We start from the raw sequence: 20,999 nt of genomic DNA, 5'->3' as shown, positions 1-20,999 counted from the left end.
ATGCCTCCGCCCGCCCCCGGTACGGCTCTTGGGGGCGGGCGGAGGGACGCACCGCGGCGGTGCGGCGGCGGCCCGGTCAGCCTCCGATGGATCCCCGGACATCGCGGTAGACGTCCATGACCGCGAGGCAGAGCGGAATCAGCGAGAGCAGCACGAAGGTCTCCGTCAGCTCCATGAAGCGGCCCCAGAACGGGGTGAGCCCCGTCCGCGGAACGATCAGGCCGATGGCGGTGACCAGCGCAGCGGCGAACGCGATGGACGCCGCGATCCAGACCGTACGGACGTCGAGGCCGCCGCTGTCGCCCCTGAGGAAGTCGCGGACCAGCGCCGACGGCGGGTTGAGGGACAGCCCGAGCGCGAGCAGCGTCAGAGCGCCGAGGCCCGCGGTCAGGGAGCAGATGACCTGCGAGGTGTAGCGGAAGAGGCGGGCGCGGAGCAGCATCGCGATGCCGGTGGCGAGGGCGAGCAGCTGGCCCCAGCCGTTGTGGGAGAAGCCCAGCACCGCGGCGGATCCGACGACGGCGGCGCACCAGCCGCCGACCAGTCCGACGAGCATCTCGTGGCCGCGCCGCGCCTGTGCCGCGATGCGCTCGGCGTCGACCGGGCCCTGGGCCGCGCGGGAGCCGTCCTGCCCGCCGTCGTAGCCGCCGGGGCCCCCGGCGCGGGGCTCGAAGCCTATGGGCAGCCGTGCGAAGCGGGCGGAGAGCCCCGGCAGGAAGGCGATGAGGCCGACGGAGACGGGAGCGGCGATGGCCGCCGCGTCGACGGGCCCGATGTCGGCGACGACGGCGATGAAGGTGAAGACGGTGCCGACCGCCGAGACGATCGCGGAGGCGACGAACGGGCCGTCGCCCCTGGGCGTGATCGCGATCAGTACCGCCGAGGCGAGCAGCACGGCCACGCACCCCATGAGGAACTGCAGCCGTCCGATGCCCTGGCCCTCACCGAGCGGGAGGATCCCGGACCCGGCGATCATGATGTGCGGCATCGCGCCGAGGCCGAGCGCGATGGACGACAGCCGGTCGTCGTACACACGGGCACGGACGCATGCGAGGGCGACGAGCAGGACGCCGGCCGCGGCGGCGATGATGCCGGGCAGCCCGTGCATGTCGTGCCCGACCGGGTCGGCGAACCACAGCGCGAAGGCCATGAGCACCAACAGCACGCCGCCGCCGGTGAGTCCGGCCGCGCGCATCCGCCCCTCGTTCCACAGAGCGCGGTCCTGCCGCACCCCGGAGGCGACGGCGTCACTGACGTCGTCGAAGACGGCGGAGGGCAACGAGTCGGCGAACGGGCGCAGCAGCAGCACCTCGCCGTCCCTGATGCTGTTGCCCGCCAGGGAAAGCCCCGATTCCAGGACCCGTCCGTCCCGTCGCACCAGGTGATACCCCGACAGGGAACCGTCGGCGGTGCTGCCCCCGGAGAGCCTCGCGATCTCCGGATAGACGTCGGACAGGGGCACGTCCTCGGGGAGCGCAACGTCGATGCGCCCCCCGGGAGCAACTACCGTGACGCGGCAGAAGCCGGTCGCTGCGGTCGTGGCCACCTTGTTGATCCCCCTTGCTCACTGCTCGTACTCGGCGTCACGATGAATAACAGACATCCAGGCCCTGTTTCGAAGTCCCGTCTGCGGGGCGGCGTCATGCACGCACGCTCGCTGCGTTGTCAGTCGTCGGCGCAGCCCGCTGCGCTCTCCTTCCTCCGCCTTGCGATCGCACGCACCTGACGCCGCCCCGCCCGCCCTAACGGGCGGACGACGCTACTTCGAAACAGGCCCTAGGGCCCATGGATTGCCCCAAGCTCCCTCACATCGGAAGTACTTGGGGAAGATTGCGGGTCACCTTACCGTCCGCGGCGGACAGTCGGTCCTCCCGGATACCGGAGACTCTCACACCTACTAGGATCAGCGTCTGCATGACCGGTAGCTGTTGCGATGGCGGGGGCGTCGGTGCGTAATTGCGAATTTATCGTGAAGGACTGATGTAACGGTGAGTGTGGTCATCGTGAAGCGGCAGCCACGGGTCATGCCGCCGACCGTGCCCGAAGGGGAAGTCAAGCTGGAATCCCCTCCAGAACTGCCGCGTGACGGTGACAACGACATCTGGATGAATCTCCTGCCCGTGATGGGCATGGGTGGTTCGGTCGCATTCTTCTTCATGCCGGGCGCAGCGCCCTACATGAAGGTCGTCGGTGCGCTGATGGCCGTTTCCACGGTCGCCATGGCGGTCGCGCAGGTCGTACGGGCGCGGCGTGGAGGCAGGGCCCAGATGGGCCAGGAGCGGAGGGACTACTTCCGCTATCTCGACCAGGTGCGGAAGGACGTACGCAAGACCTCGGAGGCACAGCGGAACGCGCAGCTGTATCAGCATCCGAGTCCGGATCAGCTGTGGGCGATCGCCGGCGACGGCAAGCGGCTGTGGGAACGCCGACCGTCCGACAACGACTTCTCGTCCGTGCGAATCGGCACGGGCTGGCAGCAGTTGAGCACTCCGCTCGTCGCGCCGGAAACGGCGCCCAAGGACGAACTCGAGCCGCTCACCGCCGAAGCGATGAAGTCCTTCCTGGACATTCACCGTTCACTTCCGGATCTCCCCATCGCGGTGAGTCTGCGAGCCTTTTACCACGTGGTCGTCACAGGAAGCACCGACGAGGTGTACGGAAATGTCCGTGCCGCGCTCGGCCAGCTCTCCGCGCTCCACTCCCCCGAGGAAATGATCATCGCGGTCGTCGCCCACCCTGGCTCGATGGCCGAATGGGACTGGACGAAGTGGCTGCCGCACGCGCAGCATCCGTCGCAGTCGGACGGCGCCGGCCAGGCACGCCTGTTCTTCGACGACCTCGGGCAGCTGGAGGAGTCGCTCGCGAGCCAGCTCGACGGGCGTCCGCGCTGGAACAGGGACGGCACACCCGTCGCGGACCAGCCGCACATCATCGTGGTGCTCGACGGCGGCTCGATCCCGCCGGACTCCCAACTCGCCGGTGCCGAGGGCCTCCAGGGCGTCACTTTCCTGGAGGTCGCTCCGGGAGCGCTCGACGACCAGATGTCCGGGGGCCTGACCGTGCACGTGCGCGAGAAGGCCCTCGACCTGTACGTCGGCCGGGAGTCGGCGTACTCGGGCAAGCCCGACCTGCTGAGCTACGAGCAGGCGGAGGCCCTCGCACGTCAGCTCTCGCCGCTGCGCATGGGCAGCGGCGAGGAGGGCGAACCGCTGCTGTCCAACCTGGACTTCACCGACCTCATGGGCATCGGCGACGCCGGTTCGGTCGACATGGCACGCACCTGGCGGCCGCGTTCGCTGCACGAGCGGCTGCGTGTGCCGATCGGCATCGGCGGCGAGGGCGAGCCGGTGATGCTCGACATCAAGGAGGCCTCGCAGGAGGGCATGGGCCCGCACGGCCTGTGCGTCGGTGCCACCGGCTCCGGCAAGTCCGAGCTGCTGCGTACGCTCGTGCTCGGTCTGGCCGTGACGCACTCGTCCGAGACGCTCAACTTCATCCTCGCCGACTTCAAGGGCGGCGCGACCTTCACGGGCATGGCCGACATGCCGCACACCGCGGCGGTCATCACCAACCTCGCCGACGAACTCACGCTCGTCGACCGCATGCGCGACGCGATCACCGGTGAGCTGAACCGCCGTCAGGAGACGCTGCGCAGGGCGGGCAACTACGCGAACATCACGGACTACGAGAAGGCGCGCGCCGCGGGTGCGGCGCTCGACCCGCTGCCGTCCCTCGTTCTGATCATCGACGAGTTCAGCGAACTCCTCACCGCCAAGCCCGACTTCATCGACATGTTCATCCAGATCGGCCGCATCGGCCGTTCACTGGGTGTGCACATGCTGCTGGCGTCGCAGCGCCTGGAGGAGGGCAAGCTGCGGGGCCTGGACACCTTCCTGTCGTACCGGATCGGCCTGCGTACGTTCTCGGCCGCCGAGTCGCGCACCGCGATCGGCGTCCCGGACGCCTACCACCTGCCGAACGTGCCGGGTGCGGGCTTCCTCAAGTACGACACCGAGACGATGGTGCAGTTCAAGGCGGCCTACGTCTCCGGTGCGTACCGCGCGGCGGGCCCGACGCGGGTCAGCCGGGCCACCCAGACGCGTCCGGTGATGTTCACGGCGACGCCTGTGGCACTGCCGGTGGCACCGGAGCCCGAGGCCCCGGACACCGACACCGTCGACGACGCGCTCGCCGACACCGTGCTCGACGTGATCGTGCAGAAGATGGTCGGGCAGGGCCCGTCCGCGCACCAGGTGTGGCTGCCGCCGCTGGACGAGCCGCCGTCCCTCGACCAGCTCCTGCCCGCGCTCGCGGCCACGCCGGAGCGCGGCCTGACGGCACCCGAGTACACGGCGCTCGGCCGTCTCGCGGTGCCGGTCGCCCTGCTGGACAAGCCGTTCGAGCAGCGGCGCGACGTGCTCTACCGGGACTTCTCCGGTGCGGCGGGCCACGGATTCGTCATCGGCGGACCGCAGTCCGGCAAGTCGACTCTGCTGCGTACGCTCATGACGTCGTTCGGCTTGACGCACACGCCGTCCGAAGTGCAGTTCTACTGCCTGGACTTCGGCGGCGGCTCGCTGCTGTCCATGGAGGACCTGCACCACGTCGGCGGCGTGGCCAACCGCCTCGACGGGGAGAAGGTGCGCCGTACGGTCAGCGAGGTCATGACGATCCTCAACGAGCGTGAGGAGTACTTCCGGGCGCACAACGTCGACTCCATCGCCACGTTCCGCCAGCGCCGCGCGGCCGGCCAGCTGCCGGACCAGAAGTGGGGTGACGTCTTCCTCGTCATCGACGGCTGGGCGACGTTCAAGAACGACTACGAGATGCTCGAAGCCGACGTCACCGACATCGCCCAGCGCGGGCTCGGTTTCGGCATCCACCTCATCCTGACCGCCTCGCGGTACACGGAGGTGCGTCCCGCGCTCAAGGACCTCCTGCAGAACCGCATCGAACTGCGGCTGGGCGACCCCTCCGAGTCCGAGATCGACCGCAAGGTCGCGGCGAACGTCCCGGCGGCCATGCCGGGCCGCGGTCTCAGCCCGGACAAGCTGCACCTGATGACGGCCCTGCCGCGCATCGACGGCTCCTCGACGCTCGAGGACCTGCCGGACGCCACCCGGCAGACGATCAGCGCCGTCAACGAGCACTGGACGGGCGAGCCCGCGCCCGCGGTCCGGCTGCTTCCGACCATGCTGGAGGCGTCCAGGCTCCCCAAGGGTTCCGACTACCCCGAGCACGGGCTGGCGTTCGGCATCGACGAGAGCTCACTGCGGCCGGTCTTCGTCAACTTCGAGACGGACCCGCTGTTCGTGGTCTTCGGCGAGAGCGAATCCGGCAAGAGCGCGCTGCTGCGGCTCCTGATGCACCAGATCACCGAGCGCTACACGCCGGACAAGGCCAAGATCGTCGTCGGTGACTACCGGCGCGCGCATCTCCAGGGCGTACCCGAGGCACACGTGTCGCGGTACTGCGCAGCGGCTCCGTCGTTGCAGGAGACGCTCGAGGGCCTCGCCGGCTCCATGTCCCGTCGCATGCCCGGGCCGGACGTCACTCCGGAGCAGCTGCGCAACCGCAGCTGGTACGACAGCCCGGACGCGTTCGTCGTCATCGACGACTACGACCTGGTGGCGACAGGGCAGAACCCGCTGATGCCGCTGCTGGAGTATCTGCCCTTCGCACGGGACGTCGGGCTCCGCGTCATCCTCGCCCGCTCGTCAGGCGGCGCCAGCCGCGCCCTGTACGAGCCGGTGATGCAGCGGATGAAGGAGCTGGGCGCGCAGGGCGTCGTACTGTCGGGCGACAAGTCCGAGGGCGCGCTGCTGGGCAACATCTCGCCCACCCAACTCCCGGTCGGCCGCGGCTACTTCCAGACGCGGCGCCGGGGCGGGCAGCTCGTGCAGACGGGATGGATGCCGGCGAACAACTGAGGCGGCGGCGGGCGGCTTGAAGCTGCCCGGTGAGCAGTCAGGAGCCGGGCCGGGATCTGGGATCGCGGCCCGGCTCCTGCGTGGGGGGCCGCGCACTGCATCCGAGGACTCGTCGCTGACTCGATCCGATCTGCCCGGTCACAGCCGCGTGGGAGGATGTCTCACGCCGGGGAGCGAAGAGAGGAGCATGCGCCGATGGGGACGCAGCAGGAGAAGGACGAGCTGTACGCGATGGACATCTCCGACGCCGTCTGGGAGTCCGCTCCCGGTGGCCCTGAGGAGGAGAAGGTCGAGATCGCCCACCTTCCCGGCGGCGCTGTTGCGATGCGTAACTCCAAGGACCCGGACACGGTGCTGCGTTACACCGAGGCCGAGTGGCGGGCGTTCGTACTGGGCGCGCGCGACGGCGAGTTCGACCTGGAGCCGACACGGGAAAACGGCGGAGCGTAAGGCGGAGACCGGGGAGCCTCCGCCAAGGGCACGCGCACCGGCACTCGGGTGCCCGGGCCTCTCCCGGCCGAGGGTCAGTCCCGTCCGGGGGCGGCAGCGAGGATGCGCTCGTGGTCGGCCCTGACCGACCGCTGCTCCATGGAGCGCACCTGGATTCTGCGCTGTACGGTCATCAAACCGCTGCCGCCGGGCAGCGCGAGGACTCCGCCGAGCTCGACGTCCCCGGCGTACCAGGCGCCTCGTTCCATCGACTCGTCCCAGCGGTTCCAACGCAGGGGGTTGCGGGCGGACATGCTCTGGGACCACGTCGAACCGTCGTCGTCCACATATGCGTTCTCATCCGCAGCATCCGCCGCAGCGTCATCGGAAAGCCTGAACTGCACGGGAACGCCCGTCGCTTCCTTCGTCCCGGACAGCTTCCGCACCGCCGGGAACGACCGCCAGGGATACGCCTCCAGAATGCTGCGGGCCTTGCGCAACCGGGACAGTGCTCCGCAGCAGGTGTACAGCGCGAACACGTAGGCCAGGACGGCCAGTCCGCCGATGACGCCACTCGCGCTGCTGTCGCCCCGGGCCCGGCCGCGAAAGTCGACGGACGCATCCGACGGCGCAATCACGATGGCCACCACCACTGCGGCGGCGAACAGTGCGCTCCACAGCCACAGTTTGTGCTTGATCCGGCGATGTGTCGCCGTCCACGCCGCCTGAGTGCCCTCATCGTCGAACGCCACCCTTGTGAGCGGCACTCGGGGCTGTTGCTCTCCCACTTTCGCAGGTCCTCTCCTCGTTTCCTCGGTCCCGGTCCGTGCACGTGCTACAGCGACCGCCTGCCGAGCCCGGCCCGCGCGGCCTTCTCGATCCGCTCGGCGCCGGCACGGCTCCGCTCTGCGCCGAGCTCGTCCCACTGCAGCGGCTGTACCCGCATCAGTTCGCCGGAGCGCGGGACCATCACGACCCCTCCGAAGATCTCGTCCCCGGCGAACCACACGCCGTCCTCGATGTTCTTCGGCCACAGCTTGCCCAGGGGCTGGTGGGCGGCCAGTTCCGGGGACCGCTCATCAGCGCTGCCCGCTCCGCCGAGACGAAGTGAACGCTTGCCGGAGCTCCGCAGGTTGAGCTTCTCCACCGGGGCGCGGAAGGTGAAGTCGTACACATCGAGCACTCGGGCGGCGAACAGCACCGTGCGCATCTGCTCGCCGCAGAAGCCCGTCCCCACGAAGAAGGCCAACACCGCCGCGGGTGCGGCCATGACGGCATAGTCGGACTGAGTCGCGAACACAAGAGCCACGAGCGCCGCGACGACGCACAGGAGCATGGCATAGCGGCGCAGCAGGACCGCCCGATGGTGACGCACCACCCCTCGGCGGTCCGAGCCGTCCGTGGCGTACGGGACCGTGCCACGGACGGGCTCGTAGAGCAGCAGGAGCACTGCGGTGGAGGTCAGTGCCAGGAGTGCGATCAGCCCGGGGATCGCGAGGAAGACGAGTGAGTCGGTCAGCACCAGGAGTGAGAGCCCGTACGCGGCGGCGAAGGCCAGGGCCCACTTCGCCAGCGTCAACAACCGGGACGGCGGTTTCACCGAACCCGGCCGTGCCGCGGGTCCGGGCCCGCCACTGCCCACCGGCTTCTCCGAACTCACCCGAAATCGCTCCTCACCGCCGCAGCCGCGGAACCCGGCTCCGGCGGTTCGTCGCCGGTCCGGGCAGCGAGGGCAGGGTCGGTGAAGCTCACCGTGCGGCCGACGCCGACGAGCACACCTCGGTAGTCGTCGGCCAAATGCACCGACGGCGTGACGAGCTGGATGGCGATGATCGCCGACGAGCGGGTGTCCGGAATCGCCAGCAGACCACGCCAGACCGGGGTCTCGTCGACGCCGCCCTCACCGTCCACAGGCGACCCACCGGGCGGGACGGGACGCTGCACGAACTGGGTCACGAAGCCCGGCCCACAGGGCAGTTCGACGGGGACGATCCCGCTCTCCGCCGTCTCCCCTGCCCCGGACGCCATCAACGTCGCAAGGACCGCCTTGGGGTTGACGCCCGGTGAGTCCACACTGGACACGGTGAGCACGGACATCGCCGCGCCGTCCCGTTCATCCGGGTGCAGGCCGAGCGCGCAGCCCTGCACGCGGTGCTTCTGCATCTCGTACATCACGAGGGCGTACAGCCTGAAAACCTCGTCCGCACGCTCCCGGACGTCGTCGGGGAGGGCAAGGACCTCGCGCGCCAGCTCGGCCATCCGCTCTGCGGAGGGATAGACCTCCAACTGCGCGTATCCGTAAGGAATGTCGTACCAGAACTGCGGCGGCGGCTTGATCGCGGCGTCTCCCTGAGCGCTGTTCATCGCAGTGAGAGCCCCGCCAGCAGCTCAGTGACGCCGTGGGTCACGTCCCCGACGTTCCCAGGTGCCCCCGCACCAGCGATGCCTGCCTTGGCCGCTTCGGTGCCGTAGTGTCCGGCGCCCTCGTCGGGCAACACATCCATCGTCTCCAGGGACGAGACCGTATTCGCAACCGTGTTGGCGCCTTGGAGGCCGTAGTCGTAGAGCCCGGTGTTCGGGTCGGTGGCCGTGTCGAGCGCCTTGAAGTTGAACGCCTCCACGGTCTCCCGTCCGAACGTGGCTGCCTTGGAGCCGGCAGACATCGCCTCGCCGCCCTCTCTGGCGGCACCCGCCAGCATGGCGGTCTCCCCGCCTCCCTTGGCGAGCGCGCCGACACCGGGCAACACACCCAGAGCGTCACCGGCGACGGAGCCCCAGGCAGTGAGGCCCTCGCCCCAGCCGTACTTACCCGTCAGCGAATCTCGAAAGTCCTCGCTGGAGAGGTTCTTGGACAACGATGCGGCGCTCGCCACGACCGCAATACCCGCGAACAACGGAGCCAGCGGCGTCGGGAAGAGGGCCAGCAGGCCCGCGATCGCGCCGATGGTGCCCGCGTGGTCGAGGAGGAACTGGCCGGCCGCCTTCAGGCCGTCGCCGATCGCGCTGAGGGTCTTGCTCAGCCAGCCGGGTTCCTCGGGAGCGAGCTTGTCGTCGGCCTTGTCGAGCTCGTCCGCGACCTTGTTGGCCTCCCGTTCGTGCTCGTCCTCCAGCTTCTTGGCCTTCTCGATGACGTCGTTGTACGCCTCGTTGGCCTTCTCCAGGCTGGCGGAGGCTTCCTTCAACCGGCCCTCAGCCGCACGCAGACGCGCCGTCGCCGCGTCCGCCTCAGCCTGGCTCGGGTACTCCTTGCCACCGAGCTTGAGGTCCGGGTCCTTGTTCGCTGTGTCCTGCCGCTCCTTGGCGGTGCCGGCGGCTTCCTTCTTCTCCCGCGCCTCGTCGTCGTACTTCTTGGCGAGCCCACGATTGGCGGTCAGGTCGCTGTCCCACTTGGCGAGTTGGGCAGCGGCCTTCTCCATGGACGTGGCGGCGTCCTTCATGTACTTGGGCAGGTCGCCGTCGAGCTTCTCGCGAAAGGCATCCGCCGCGTCGCCCTCCCAGTGGGTACTCTCGCCGAGCAGGCGCTCGATCTGCGTGTGGCAGCTGCGCAGTGCGGTTGCCGCCTTGGTGACCTTGGTCTTGAGTGACTGGACTTCGGAGGGGATTCCGGGAACCGGGTTCCAGCCGAGGTGCGGATATGGATTCGCCGCCATCAGTTACCCCCGCCTGCCGAAGTGCCCTGCTGTTCCATCTGCTTGAGCGCCTTCGTCAGGTTCGTCTCCATCTCCTCATAGCTCAGCTTGTTGGCCTTCACGCCCTCCTTGATCCCGCCGATCATCTCGCTCATCTGCTCGGAACCGTACTTCCAGCGCTCCTGGAATTCGTCGCAGGCCTTGTCGAGCCGGGATGTACCGATCTGATCGCCTCGAACGTGCTCCAGCGCGGAACGGGCGTCGTCAAGATCCTTGACGCTGCTGTTCAACGTCTTGACGAACTGGTCAAGTTGACCGATGTCCGTCTTGAGGTGGTCCCCCATGAAAGTGCCTCTCCTCGGTGGTGAAGGGAGCGAACAGGATGGACGAGAAGCACCTGAACCGGGCAATCCTCCGGCGACGATGACTCCCGCAGCAGCGGTGATTATATGGACCGAGGACGTTCCCCGGAACGGAATCGGTGCCGGCCCCGGTGCCCGGGCGGCGGATTCCGCGCCAGTGACAACGGCCGCACGCTATCGGGGAGTTGGAAGAGCCGCGAGTGACTGTGAGCGGCCGTCTTTCTTGGCACGACCTCCGGGAAGCTCCACAGGAAATCCACACCGCTCTGTGACGGAACAACGGGGCCCACGTACCGTATGGCAAGGGCGGAACCCCCACCATGGACTCCCGAGACAAGGCAGAAGGGCCCCCGCGTGAAGAACCAGCCCCGCGACAGGCGCACCGACGCACGATCCCTCAAGAAGTTCGAACTGATCTCGTTTCTGTCTCTTCTGGCATTGGCAACGGCCGGGATCCTTCTGCTCTCCCTCACGGACACGACCACCACCGAGACGGCGATCAACATCGTGGCGTGGATCTTCATCCCCATCGCTGCGGTGATCAGTATCTGGGTCCGCAAGCAGAGGCAACGCGCCTCTTCGTTGTCCCCCACTGACGTGCGCGACCGCATCGACACCGATGCCGTGCGCTCGGTGAAGGCGAGCAAGGGCGAAGCCAGCGCCGTGAAGGAGCTGCGCCGCCAGGAGCCGAGGCTGCCCCTCAAGGACGCGGTTGAGCTGGTCAGGCAACTCTGAGCGGGGTGCCGTCCATGAGCGAAGGCCGGCACCCGGCCGACCGACCCAGCAACTACCGGGCCTGGTGGGGGAATTCGTCTTCCTCGTCACCCGCCGTCGGGGGGTGAGCTGCAAACCATGAGCCGCGGGATCTTCGGCTGGAACTGGCAGGACAGCGACGGCCGACCGCTGGGCAGCGGTGGTGAAAATGATCTCTGCGTTCCAAGCGGCAGGCACTGCGCGTGCCGCGGAACTGCGGTTGCGACGGGGGCAGTTCAAGGAGTGCGGGAAGGTTCACGAGTTCGGGGGTTCACGAGTTCGGGACGGCAGACGCCAGAGCCTTCCAGCCGGGTCCCTTGGCGAAGACGTCGGCCCACGAACCGTCCCGGAAGTGCCAACGGAGCGTCGCGCCACGGTCGTCGGTGCTCCTCCACGTGGCGACCTCGACCCGCGCGACGTCCGTAAGCGGGTGGTGCCAGCCGATCTCCGAATCGTCGACGCCGACGTACACGAGCGACAGACGGCGTTCGCCGACCACCAGCACCTTGTGGCCATGGATGCACATCGACGTGTCGAGGCCTCCTGCCAGGCTCTTCCAGCCGCCTTTCAATTGCGTCCTGCGGCGACGCCTCTCGGGTGTGCGGAAGACCCACCTGATTCCGCGGAAGATCCGCTGCACCAGTGACCAGAGCGCATCCCCGATGAAGTCGAAGGGGGCCATGAGCCACGCGCCGAACACGACGGCCCCGACTGCGAATTTCTGGTACCACGTCGCCGGCTGAGGCTTCGGCTTCGGTTTCGGGGCCAGTACCTCGGACTTCGGGAGGAGGCGTCGCGGGCACTTCTTGGCGTGCTTTCCCCGGTTCACGGCGCTGAACGCAACAGCAATATCCGTCCCTCGAAGGGCTGACGACACCAATAGCGCCAGCTCTTCGCTCGACCGTAGCCCCACCGGGCTGTTTCCACTCACCACGCTGCACTCACCCTGCTTGTCTGACTAGCCGCTGCCGATGTCTTGGCCCGCTCAACCGCTCAACTCACCAGGCGGGTGGCTGATTTGGCGGCCCGGGCGGCGCTGACGGAGGAGCGCCGAACTGTCCCGCGGGCGGTGCCTGCCACTGCGGCTGCCCGGGGTGCCCCTGGGGTGCTTGCTGCTGACCCGGGAACGGAGGCGGTGCGGCCGGCCCGGGCCCGCCTCCCCATCCGGGCGGTGCGGCCGGGCCCGGGCCGGCGGGCATCCCCGGCTGCGGAGCATTCCTCCGCTTCGTCCTCGTGATGAGCACGACCAGCAGCACGATCAGACCGACGACCAGCACGAGCACAATCCCGATCACGACGATCGGCGGGCCGAGCGCGAACATCCAGCCGTTCGACGCCTCGGAGGACGACGATCCGGTGTCCGTGTCCCCCGCCGCCGAATCCGCGGGCTTGTCCGGCTGTTCCAGGGGACCTGCCTCGGGGCCGGCCGGGATGTCATACGTGACGGCCCGGTATGGGCGGACAACGCCGTAACCGAACTTCTCGTCGGGCAACTTGGGGGCGTTCCCCTTGGCATCCGTCAAAGGCTTCGTCGACTTGACGAGCCGGTTGATCACCTGTCCGGCTGTGAGGTCGGGGTGCTTCTCACGCACCAAAGCGGCTGCGGCTGACACATAGGCGGTGGCATCAGAAGTGCCGTCACCAAGCGCATACCCGGACTCGTACTTGCGATTCGCCACAACGTTGTTCTCCGCCGGGGCGACAAGCGTGGTATTCGAACCCCATGACGAATCACTCCACAACGTCCCGTCACGACCCAGACCGCCAACAGCTACAACTCCGGGGTGGGCAGCGGGATATTGTCTATGCTTGCCGGGCGTGTTCCCAGTACCGGATACGACTACTACGTCCTTTGAGATTGCGTACTCGATCGCTTTCTGCTCGCCATAGATCGCGGGCCCGCCGTATGAGAGGTTGATGACCTCGGCCCCGTGATCCACCGCGTAGCGAATCGCCAGATGCGTATCGGATCCAGTTGATCCGATCTGGGTGGTCAGAGGCATGATCTTGGCGCCAGGAGCCAGTCCCTTCATCCCTGAACTGTTGCCCGGCCCGTGGCCGTGTGCAGCGATCAAGCTCGCCATCGCGGTTCCGTGACGGCCCTTGTCCTTGGTCCCCTTGCCCCCTGTGTAGTCCTTGCCGGAGACCACTGAGCCCTTGAGATCAGGGTGTGAAGCGTCAACTCCGGTATCGACCACCGCTACCGTCACGCCCTTGCCGGTGGCGTGCTCCCAAATGTCCTCTGCAGCGAAGGCATCAAGTGCCCACTGCCGCTCGCGGATGTCGTCAGCGGAAGCCGCCGGGGCTGAGCTGAGGAGCAGAACCCCTGTCAATGCTCCGACTCCGCCAGCGCGAACTGCTCTTGCGAACCTCAACTCTCCCCCTGTTTGTCCTTGCAAGAGCCCCACTGGTCGCCGAGACACCAGTGGGGCACGTCTGCTCGCACGTACCTCAGCGCGAGGGCGGCTGATTCGGCGGCGGAGGCGGCGAGGTCGGAGGCCCCCCGAACTGACCCGACGGCGCCTGAACTTGCTGGCCTGGGTACTGCTGCGGCGGCACGACTGGGCCACTGCCGCCCGATCCCCAGGGGTCGCTGACCCGGTCGCGGCGGTCCTTCCTCTTGATGAGGATGACCACGAGGACCACGAGGCCTACGAGCACGACGAAGATGAGCCCGAAGAGGACGATGGGCGGCCCGAGGGCGAACATCCAGCCGGCCGAGTCGTCAGAGGACGATGATCCAGAATCTGAACTGGCCTCGTCGGCCGCAGAGTCCGAAGACTTGTCCGGCTGCGCGAGTGGACCCGCTTTGGCACCGGCCGGGATGTCATACGTCACCGCCCGATAGGGGCGGACGACGCCGTAGCCGAACTTCTCATCAGGGAGTTTCGGGTTTCGTGCTTCTTCCGGCCCGGGCACCTTGGCGGTCTTGATCAGGCGGTTGATTACCTGACCTGCCGTGAGGTCTGGATGGGCAGAGCGCACGAGGGCGGCAGAAGCAGACACATACGCTGTGGCGTCTGATGTCCCGTTAGCAATCGCATAACCGGACTCATAGGTTGAGTTGGTCACTACGTTCTTGGCAGCAGGGGCCACCAGCGTGGTGTTGGATCCCCACGATGAATCCTGCCATACGGCGCCCCTGTCATCCACGCCACCAACGGATACAACCCCTGGATAAGCTGCTGGATAGGTCCTCTTCTTGATCCCTTCGTTTCCCGTCGCGGCTACGACCACCACATCCTGCTTGATCGCATATTCGATGGCCCGCTTGTCCTCGGAGTTCTGGTGGCCCCCTCGGGAAATATTGATGACATCGGCGCCTTGACGCACCGCATACCGCACGCTGGCAGCGAGAGAGGTACCCGCCTCGAAGTCTTTGCGCTGATATCGAACAGGAAGGATCTTTGCATCGGGCGCCAGACCCTTTACTCCGGAGTTTCCTCCCGGGCCGTGCCCACGACCTGCGATCAGTCCGGCCATCGCTGTTCCGTGGCCGTCGGTATCCTCCTGCGCACTGGTCCCCTTCTTCGTGAGGTCCTTACCCTTAAGAACCTGTCCTCTGAGGTCGGGATGCGCAGCATCGACTCCGGTATCCAGTACAGCAACCGTTACGTCTTTGCCCGTGGAACGTTGCCAGATCTTGTCGGCGTCAAAGGCTTCCAATGCCCACTGTCGGTCGCGGATGTCATCGGCGGAAGCTGCGGGTGCGGAGCCGAGGAGCAGGGCTCCTGTCAACGCCCCGGTGCCCACCAGGTGCAGCGCTCGTCGGAGACTCAACTCCTGCTCCTCTTCGTGCTCTCGACGACGGCCCCCGCGAAGTGCTTTCGCGAGGGCCATCTGTCTTCCTCAGTGGCTACCTGCCACCGCTCCTACTCGATTGTCCTGGGTACGCTGCGGTTGTCCTCAGGCGTCCAAGTCTCTTCGTCCTCAACCAGGTAGTCGGGACGGCTTCCCTGGTTGCCTTCCTCGTCACGGGGACGCTGGTTCGTGCCTCGCACTCCGCCACCGAGCATTCCAGCGCCGCCACGTCCTGCAGCGCCAGAAGCACCGGCTCGGCCCTTTCCAAGGCCCGTCCCTCCAGGGGTCGCCGGCCTGCCGCCGCTGATCCCCTTGGGTGCGCCCGCGACACCACCCTTCGCCTTGGCCAGTGCGCCACGGCCCGCAGCACCTGCGCCTCCTCGGCCGCCTCCAGCCGCCGCGCCACCGCCGCGGCCGCCCATTGCACCCGCACCTCCGATGCCAGCACGCCCAGCTCCGCCACGTGCGGCCCCTGCAGCCGCTGCTCCGCCGATCACGCCACCACCGGGAACACCTGCAGTAGAACCAGCGCCTCCAGCGGCAGCGACACCCCCGCCCGCCCCCGCTCCCGACACGGCGCCGCCGCCAGGGGCGCTGCCGGCTCCGCCGCCTGAAATCCCGGACGGCAGGCTGTCGACCTTCGTCTGGCTGGCCGGCACCTGTTGGCCACCCGAGATACCCGCGTCGCGGGGCCCAGTCGTCGCAGGAGCCTGCGACGTGCTCGACAGCCCGGCAGTCGCTCCGGGCCTACTGCTGGCGGAAGGTGTGGCGGTAGATCCCGAAGTAGCCGGAATCGGTGTCGGCATGGGGCTCGTGGGTTCTGACGGCGGAATTCCCTTTTCGTCGTCCCACCCCTTGTCGCCACTCCTCAGCCGCTGCCCGTACCCGACGTAGCTCCGCCCCAGGGTTTCCATGATGGCGGCGGCCTTGAGCTGCGCTTCCTTCTCTTCCCCGATGTAGTTCTCGTTGGCGTCGGAGATGAGGTCCTTCGGGATGTTGCCGTTCTTCACGTCCTCCTGCGTGTACTTGTCATCACGTCCGGAGTCGGTGACGCAGTCCCATGCTTTGGAGAGCCAGTTGGGCTTCTCGATCTTGCTGATCGCGTCGCGTTGGGTACGGAGGTCGTTCGCGGCCGCAGTCATGACCTGAGAAACGTTCTGAGCGTGCGATGCGCTGTTGGCGATCTGCTGAAGGATCCTGTTCGCTTTGGACTTGAACTGGTTCGCGCTCTCGCCTTCCCAGTGTTCAAGAACATCGTCGACGGCCTTCTTCAACTGCCCGTAGGCGCTGTCACCGGAGGGTGATCCTCCACCCTCACCCACCAGCTTGTCGTGGACCCGCTTCCAGTTCTTGCCGACCGTTTCGACGCCATCGGGATTGGCGTGCTCGATCATGCCCTTCAGCTGGTCGATGTCGTGAGCCGTGAAGTTCGTCTGCAGCGGGAACTGCTCATTGGCCTTCTTGTAGTCCGAGATCTCTTTCTCGTGACCCTCAAGACCCTCGTCGTGCGATTCCTTCTTGGCCTGCTCGATCGCCCGTTGCTGAGCCTCGATCTGCTCCGGCGTCATATGGCCATGGGCCGGGTATCCCATCAGCAGTCACTCCCCACCGTTATTGTCAGAATCACAGCTCAGGCGCCGAAGTCGGTGTCGCTCGAGACTCCACGCTTGTTCTTCTGCTCCTGGTCGTCGTAGTTCCGACGTACCTGCGACGCGTTGGAGCTGAACTGGGTGATCAGGTTCTGCAACTGCTTGACGTAGCCTTCGACATCGCTCTTGACGCTGGAGTGCGCCCCACGGAAGTCGTTCTCCTCGCTGAACCCCTTCCCCAGCCACCCCGCCGGCAGGTACGTCTCGTACTTGGCCGTGGTGTGGGGCCCGCCCATGTCGTCGACGACGCGGTTCAGCTTCTTGATGACCTCGTCCAGGGCGCTCAGATCGACCTTGTATCCGCTGCTCATAGCCCCGTCTCCTCTCCCCCTGCTGCCTAATGCCTCGTTGAAGTTGTGGTGTCCGCCGGGCCGTTCGCGGCTGCGCGCTTGCGGCGGTGGTCGCGGGCTGCGATGGCAGTGCCGCCGATGAGAAGGGTCAGTACGGTGCCTGCGGCCATGACGTAGACCGAGATGCGCTGTGTGCGTTCGGTTTCGCTCTCACCGACCGTGAGGGACATCGGCGTGACGTGTCCGCTCTGCTTGGGCTCGTCGGGCCGCGGAGTGCTCTGCGGCTTGTCGTCGCTCGAAAGGGCGGCGACGGGGTCGACGACGCCCCAGCCGAGTCGTGCGTCCGAGGCGAGGCCGGGCCTGTTGGCCGTCTGCTGCAGGCGGGAGGCGATCTGCTCGGAAGTCCAGTCGGGGTACTTCTCGTACAGCAGCGCGGCGACGCCGGCGACATACGGGGCCGAGAAGGAGGTGCCGTCGGCGGAGCACTGGCCGCCCTTGGGGACGGTGGAGACCATGCCGACGCCGGGCGCCGCGATGTCCACGAACTCGCCGGACTGGGAGAAGAAGGCCCGGTCGTTGTTGCGGTCCGACGCCCCCACGGCGAGAACGCCCTCGTAGGCGGCGGGGTAGGTGTTCTCGAGCTTCCCGTCCGCGCCGTCGTTGCCGGCGGCGGCGACGACGAGGATGTCCTTCTCGACCGCCACGTCGATGGCGGCTTCGAGGTCCGCGTTGGGCTCCTTCTTGACCGTGTCGGACGAGATGTTGATGATGTCGACGTCCTGGGACGCCGCATACTTGATGGCCTTTGACATCGTGACCGAGTTGCCCTGCTCCTCCGGGTCCTCGCTGCCCGTGTACCGGAGCGGCAGTATGTCCGCCTCAGGGGCGATGCCCGAGAAGCCGGTGCCGGTCTTCTGGCGGGCGGCGATGATGCCCGCGACCCGGGTCCCGTGCCCGTTCACGTCCGTCGTGCCGCTCTTCGCCTTGCCGACGAAGTCCTTGCCGCCCGGAATGAGTGCCGGGCGGATCTGGGGGTTGCCCTTGTCGACGCCCGTGTCGATGACGGCGACCGTGACTCCGTCGCCCTTCCCGGTGCTCCACAGCTCGTCCAGAAGTACGCGCTGGAGCGACCACGGGGTGCTGGTGATGTTCTTGCCGCCGAACTTGCACTCGGTGCTGTCCAGGCCCTGATCCTGGCCCGCCCTGCCAGGCACGTGCTCCGCGGACGGATTGCCGCCGCCCTTCGCGGGGGACGCCGGTGCCGCGACGGCAGGTGCGGCGGAGCCGGCGGCCACGAGACCCAGCGCCGCGAGCACGACGAACGCCCGCTGCGCGCAGCGGGTTCTGCGGGGCCTTGCCTGAAGCGAATCCGCGCTCAGGACTTGCTGATTGAATCCAGTGCTAGCCATGGACATCGTGACTCTCCCCCGGGGACGCCGGTCCGTGCCGACGTGCTCACCCCGGCCCGGTCGAACGCCCTGACGCAACGGCAGGAGCGGGCCCGCCTGCGAGAGGCCGGGCCCACTCCTCGTACGGGCGCTGCCGGTTGCTCAGTTGCCCCAGACGTTCGCGTTGCTCTTCTCGGTTGACTGGTAGTTGTCCGCCGAGTTCTGCAGCGCGGTCGAGATCTTGAGCAGAACCTGGTGCAGGTGGTCAGCGGTCTGGTCCCACTGACGCTGCTTGGCCTGGTAGCCCTCCTGGGCGGAACCTTCCCAGGTGTTGGCCACACGCTTGACCATGGCCTCGAGGTCGTCGAGCTGACTCTTGATACGGCCGGCCGTGGACCTCACGTCCTGCGACGCCTGCGTGACCGTCTGGAAATTGACGAGAATTCCGGACACTTTACGACTCCTCCTTCAGCGATTCTTCGGTAGTAGTAGCTGTGAACTCTTACGGAATGACGAATTCCGCCTGATCGGCCAACTGGCCCTGGATCAGCCGAAGTCCGACATGATCTTGCTGACCTCGGAGTTCTGCTGCTCTTCCGTCGCCGAGTAGTTCTGACGGGTGGAGTCGACCGCGTCCTTGATGTCGTTGAGGATGTTGTTCATCTTGCGTGCATCCTCGTTCCACTGCTGCTGCAGCCGGTTGTACGCGCTGGCCGCCTGGCCCTGCCAGCCGCCGGCGATCTGGCTGATCACACCGTCGAGGCGCTTGACCTCACCCTGGACGGAGCTGTTGACCTCGCTGATCTTCGACGACAGAGCCCGGAGCTCGTCCTCTGTTACCCGAAACTGTCCTGCCATGGCGCACCTTCCCCCATGCTCATCCTGTGAACGTCTCAGCAGCCCGTGTCGGGCTGGTGGGTCACCCTATGCCACGTACAGAACGGGCCGTCAGCTGACACCGTGAGAACACTACCCTGCCCCACCGACACAGCTGTTCGCATGCCATTACCGTCACGTGGTCAACACACTGCCGCGACCGATTTGTGATCACACTGCGGCCGGTGCTTCACACACCGAAATCACCCTGCCCCCCGTCCACCCCCTGAAACCCGGGAAACCCCCGGAAAGGCGCGTAACTCCCGCCCGGAGGACGGGAGTTACTTCTACCCGAAAAGCAGCCGGCCGATTCGCACGACTGCGCCCGCCGGAGCGAGGTTCGTCACAGACCCTGTTCCTGCGATGCGCTCCGGGGGTCCAGCGTCGGGCCCTTGGGCAGCAGCGAGGACCAAGTCTGCGGGACGTTGGCGAGCTTGGCCTTCTCGTAGCCCAGCCGCGATTGCGCGCCCTTCTCGTCGGCGCCGCCGGCCTGCTGGCCGCCGCCACCGCCCTGGAGGGCGTGGCGCAGCCCGGAGTCGGTCAGCAGATACCGGGCGCCACCGCCGCCCCTGCCGCTCAACTCCTGGTAGAGCAGCCCGGATCCGGAGCTGACGTACGCGCTGGCCGCACCGTCGACGATGTTGGCCGGGTAATCCGGCCCGGCCCAGGCGGCCAGCTTGGGGGTGCCCCCGGACATCTTCCCCGTGTAGACGCTGCAGGAGACCGTGCGTGAGGTGGAACCGATCCCCTCCGGAGGGCGATTGACGCGAGTCAGCACGTCCTCGGGCCACCCCTTGCCGCCGGTCGCCTCGCTCTCCCCGGCGCCCGCGTTCGCCCCCGCCTGGATGTCGTTGACCGTGATGGGTTCCTGCTGGCCCAGGCGCGCGCCGCCCATGGCGAGCTTCGCGACGAGCGGGCTCGTCCGCTGCACCTTGTCCTTCATCACGACGTAGTGGTACGGCGTGCCCGTGTCGGTGGACTTGAGCACTTTCCCGACCTCACGGGCCTCGGCGGGGAGCTGGTCCACCCCGTCGAACTGTGCGGGGCTCCCCGCCCGGGCTCCGAGGTTGGGGAATGTGAGCGTGTCCCCGCTGTTCAGGGTCTTCAGCCACTGGCTGGAGACCTTCTGAGGCTCTTCCGGCTTCTCCATCGCGAGCCTGGTCAGCAGGCTGCGTTCCTTCAGGTAGGCCGGGTCGTCCTGCATGCGACCGTGCAGCAGCATCTTCGTGCCCCTGCCGTCGACCAGGTACTGGTCCCCGCTCTCACTGTCCTCGACGAACAGCGCGTGCCCGTTGCCCAGCCGGTACTTGTTCCTGAGCTTGTCCTTGTCGCGGCCGCCCAGCACGAACACGCCCTGCTGGGGCTCGCCCTGGCCGTTGGAGGCGGGCTTCTCGCAGACTGCCCACTCCTTGGCGGACTCGGCGTCGGCAGTGGTGGGCAGCCGGTCGGGCGCGTACGGGATTCCGATGGTGGCACCGCGGGCGATGGGGCTCTCGTCGATGTCCTTGCCGGAGACCTCTATGACCTCGCCCTTCCCCTTGTCCAGGACGAGTTTGGCGGAGGCGAAGTTGAGCACCGGGTGGAGCTGCTTGGTCTTCTCGCCGCTCTTGGTCTTCTCCGGAAGCACCACATACCGCGTCGTGGAGTCACTGTCGACGATGATGTGCTTGCCCACGTCGTCCCAACCCGGAGGCGCGCTGGGGGCGATGGCGCCCCAGGCGATGAAGCCGGCGACCAGCACCAGGCCCATCACCGCGCTGGGCATGATCGCCCGCACGGGACGCGGGGCCTCCTCGTCGGACACTCTCGATTCCGGCTGCAGAAAGGCTGCAAGCGTGCGCTTCCGCGCGAAGGTGTGGGCGCTGAGCTCGTCCCGCCGCGTCGCCATCGGT

18 protein-coding genes are annotated in these 20,999 nt (G+C 67.4%); 3 read left to right on the top strand and 15 right to left on the bottom strand.

The window, feature by feature from the left end; translation table 11 throughout:
• Window positions 1–76 precede the first annotated feature (76 nt).
• Window positions 77–1,546, bottom strand: a complete 1,470-nt coding sequence (gene eccD / locus AN215_RS26680) for a type VII secretion integral membrane protein EccD (protein WP_070010637.1) — start codon at window positions 1,544–1,546, stop codon at window positions 77–79.
• Window positions 1,547–1,988: 442 nt separating this feature from the next.
• Between eccD and eccCa the strand changes: the two genes are divergently transcribed.
• A complete protein-coding gene (gene eccCa, locus AN215_RS26675; protein ID WP_070010638.1) occupies window positions 1,989–5,930 on the top strand; it encodes a type VII secretion protein EccCa in 3,942 nt (1,313 codons plus the stop codon).
• 195 nt (window positions 5,931–6,125) lie between these two features.
• On the top strand, window positions 6,126–6,380 hold the full coding sequence (locus AN215_RS26670) for a DUF397 domain-containing protein (protein ID WP_070010639.1): 255 nt from the start codon (window positions 6,126–6,128) through the stop codon (window positions 6,378–6,380).
• A 74-nt stretch (window positions 6,381–6,454) separates the two neighbouring features.
• Here AN215_RS26670 and AN215_RS26665 read toward each other — a convergent pair whose 3' ends face one another.
• The 5 genes from AN215_RS26665 to AN215_RS26645 are packed head-to-tail and all read right to left on the bottom strand — an operon-like array spanning window position 6,455 to window position 10,332.
• On the bottom strand, window positions 6,455–7,147 hold the full coding sequence (locus AN215_RS26665) for a hypothetical protein (protein ID WP_139140785.1): 693 nt from the start codon (window positions 7,145–7,147) through the stop codon (window positions 6,455–6,457).
• 47 nt (window positions 7,148–7,194) lie between these two features.
• Complete coding sequence (locus tag AN215_RS26660) at window positions 7,195–8,019, bottom strand: hypothetical protein (RefSeq protein WP_070010641.1); 825 nt, start codon at window positions 8,017–8,019, stop codon at window positions 7,195–7,197.
• Window positions 8,016–8,723: a hypothetical protein gene (locus tag AN215_RS26655; RefSeq protein WP_070010642.1), complete on the bottom strand. Its 708-nt coding sequence runs from the start codon at window positions 8,721–8,723 to the stop codon at window positions 8,016–8,018. The genes AN215_RS26660 and AN215_RS26655 overlap by 4 nt, the downstream gene beginning before the upstream one ends.
• A complete protein-coding gene (locus tag AN215_RS26650; RefSeq protein WP_070010643.1) occupies window positions 8,720–10,009 on the bottom strand; it encodes a putative T7SS-secreted protein in 1,290 nt (429 codons plus the stop codon). The genes AN215_RS26655 and AN215_RS26650 overlap by 4 nt, the downstream gene beginning before the upstream one ends.
• Entirely contained in the window at window positions 10,009–10,332 is a 324-nt protein-coding gene (locus tag AN215_RS26645; protein WP_070010644.1) for a DUF6317 family protein, read from the bottom strand. Before AN215_RS26645 ends, AN215_RS26650 begins: the two co-directional genes overlap by 1 nt.
• Window positions 10,333–10,704: 372 nt before the next feature.
• Between AN215_RS26645 and AN215_RS26640 the strand changes: the two genes are divergently transcribed.
• A complete protein-coding gene (locus AN215_RS26640; RefSeq protein WP_070010645.1) occupies window positions 10,705–11,085 on the top strand; it encodes a hypothetical protein in 381 nt (126 codons plus the stop codon).
• A 289-nt stretch (window positions 11,086–11,374) separates the two neighbouring features.
• Here AN215_RS26640 and AN215_RS26635 read toward each other — a convergent pair whose 3' ends face one another.
• The 9 genes from AN215_RS26635 to eccB form a co-directional block, all read right to left on the bottom strand.
• On the bottom strand, window positions 11,375–12,037 hold the full coding sequence (locus AN215_RS26635; RefSeq protein WP_141743630.1) for a hypothetical protein: 663 nt from the start codon (window positions 12,035–12,037) through the stop codon (window positions 11,375–11,377).
• Between the two features lie 64 nt (window positions 12,038–12,101).
• Window positions 12,102–13,436 carry a S8 family serine peptidase gene (locus AN215_RS26630; RefSeq protein WP_245694733.1) on the bottom strand — a complete coding sequence of 445 codons (1,335 nt, stop codon included), beginning with the start codon at window positions 13,434–13,436 and terminating at the stop codon, window positions 12,102–12,104.
• A 118-nt stretch (window positions 13,437–13,554) separates the two neighbouring features.
• On the bottom strand, window positions 13,555–14,943 hold the full coding sequence (mycP, locus tag AN215_RS26625) for a type VII secretion-associated serine protease mycosin (protein ID WP_079123434.1): 1,389 nt from the start codon (window positions 14,941–14,943) through the stop codon (window positions 13,555–13,557).
• A 32-nt stretch (window positions 14,944–14,975) separates the two neighbouring features.
• On the bottom strand, window positions 14,976–16,496 hold the full coding sequence (locus AN215_RS26620) for a WXG100 family type VII secretion target (RefSeq protein WP_171907224.1): 1,521 nt from the start codon (window positions 16,494–16,496) through the stop codon (window positions 14,976–14,978).
• A gap of 38 nt (window positions 16,497–16,534) precedes the next feature.
• Window positions 16,535–16,864 carry a hypothetical protein gene (locus AN215_RS26615; protein ID WP_070010649.1) on the bottom strand — a complete coding sequence of 110 codons (330 nt, stop codon included), beginning with the start codon at window positions 16,862–16,864 and terminating at the stop codon, window positions 16,535–16,537.
• A gap of 26 nt (window positions 16,865–16,890) precedes the next feature.
• Window positions 16,891–18,252 (bottom strand): type VII secretion-associated serine protease mycosin, encoded by a 1,362-nt coding sequence (gene mycP / locus AN215_RS26610; protein WP_079123528.1) that lies wholly within the window; start codon window positions 18,250–18,252, stop codon window positions 16,891–16,893.
• Between the two features lie 141 nt (window positions 18,253–18,393).
• Window positions 18,394–18,684, bottom strand: coding sequence for a WXG100 family type VII secretion target (locus AN215_RS26605; protein WP_070010651.1), 291 nt, complete (start codon window positions 18,682–18,684; stop codon window positions 18,394–18,396).
• Between the two features lie 93 nt (window positions 18,685–18,777).
• The gene (locus AN215_RS26600) at window positions 18,778–19,089 is read right to left on the bottom strand and encodes a WXG100 family type VII secretion target (RefSeq protein ID WP_070010652.1); all 312 of its coding nucleotides are present in this window, start codon (window positions 19,087–19,089) and stop codon (window positions 18,778–18,780) included.
• A 361-nt stretch (window positions 19,090–19,450) separates the two neighbouring features.
• Window positions 19,451–20,995, bottom strand: coding sequence for a type VII secretion protein EccB (eccB, locus tag AN215_RS26595; protein ID WP_070010653.1), 1,545 nt, complete (start codon window positions 20,993–20,995; stop codon window positions 19,451–19,453).
• Window positions 20,996–20,999: the final 4 nt, after the last annotated feature.

This window comes from Streptomyces abyssalis, assembly GCF_001751365.1.
Taxonomy (GTDB): Bacteria; Actinomycetota; Actinomycetes; order Streptomycetales; family Streptomycetaceae; genus Streptomyces; species Streptomyces abyssalis.
This window is presented reverse-complemented; position numbering and strand designations above follow the sequence as displayed.

What these genes read in the sequence shown, in the direction of transcription:
- AN215_RS26670 (WP_070010639.1), top strand. Translation starts at nt 6,126, where the DNA reads ATGGGGACGCAGCAGGAGAAGGACGAGCTGTACGCGATGGACATCTCC.
- AN215_RS26655 (WP_070010642.1), bottom strand. Translation starts at nt 8,723, where the DNA reads ATGAACAGCGCTCAGGGAGACGCCGCGATCAAGCCGCCGCCGCAGTTC.
- AN215_RS26650 (WP_070010643.1), bottom strand. Translation starts at nt 10,009, where the DNA reads ATGGCGGCGAATCCATATCCGCACCTCGGCTGGAACCCGGTTCCCGGA.
- AN215_RS26645 (WP_070010644.1), bottom strand. Translation starts at nt 10,332, where the DNA reads ATGGGGGACCACCTCAAGACGGACATCGGTCAACTTGACCAGTTCGTC.
- mycP (WP_079123434.1), bottom strand. Translation starts at nt 14,943, where the DNA reads ATGGCCCTCGCGAAAGCACTTCGCGGGGGCCGTCGTCGAGAGCACGAA.
- AN215_RS26620 (WP_171907224.1), bottom strand. Translation starts at nt 16,496, where the DNA reads ATGGGATACCCGGCCCATGGCCATATGACGCCGGAGCAGATCGAGGCT.
- AN215_RS26615 (WP_070010649.1), bottom strand. Translation starts at nt 16,864, where the DNA reads ATGAGCAGCGGATACAAGGTCGATCTGAGCGCCCTGGACGAGGTCATC.
- mycP (WP_079123528.1), bottom strand. Translation starts at nt 18,252, where the DNA reads ATGGCTAGCACTGGATTCAATCAGCAAGTCCTGAGCGCGGATTCGCTT.
- AN215_RS26600 (WP_070010652.1), bottom strand. Translation starts at nt 19,089, where the DNA reads ATGGCAGGACAGTTTCGGGTAACAGAGGACGAGCTCCGGGCTCTGTCG.
- eccB (WP_070010653.1), bottom strand. Translation starts at nt 20,995, where the DNA reads ATGGCGACGCGGCGGGACGAGCTCAGCGCCCACACCTTCGCGCGGAAG.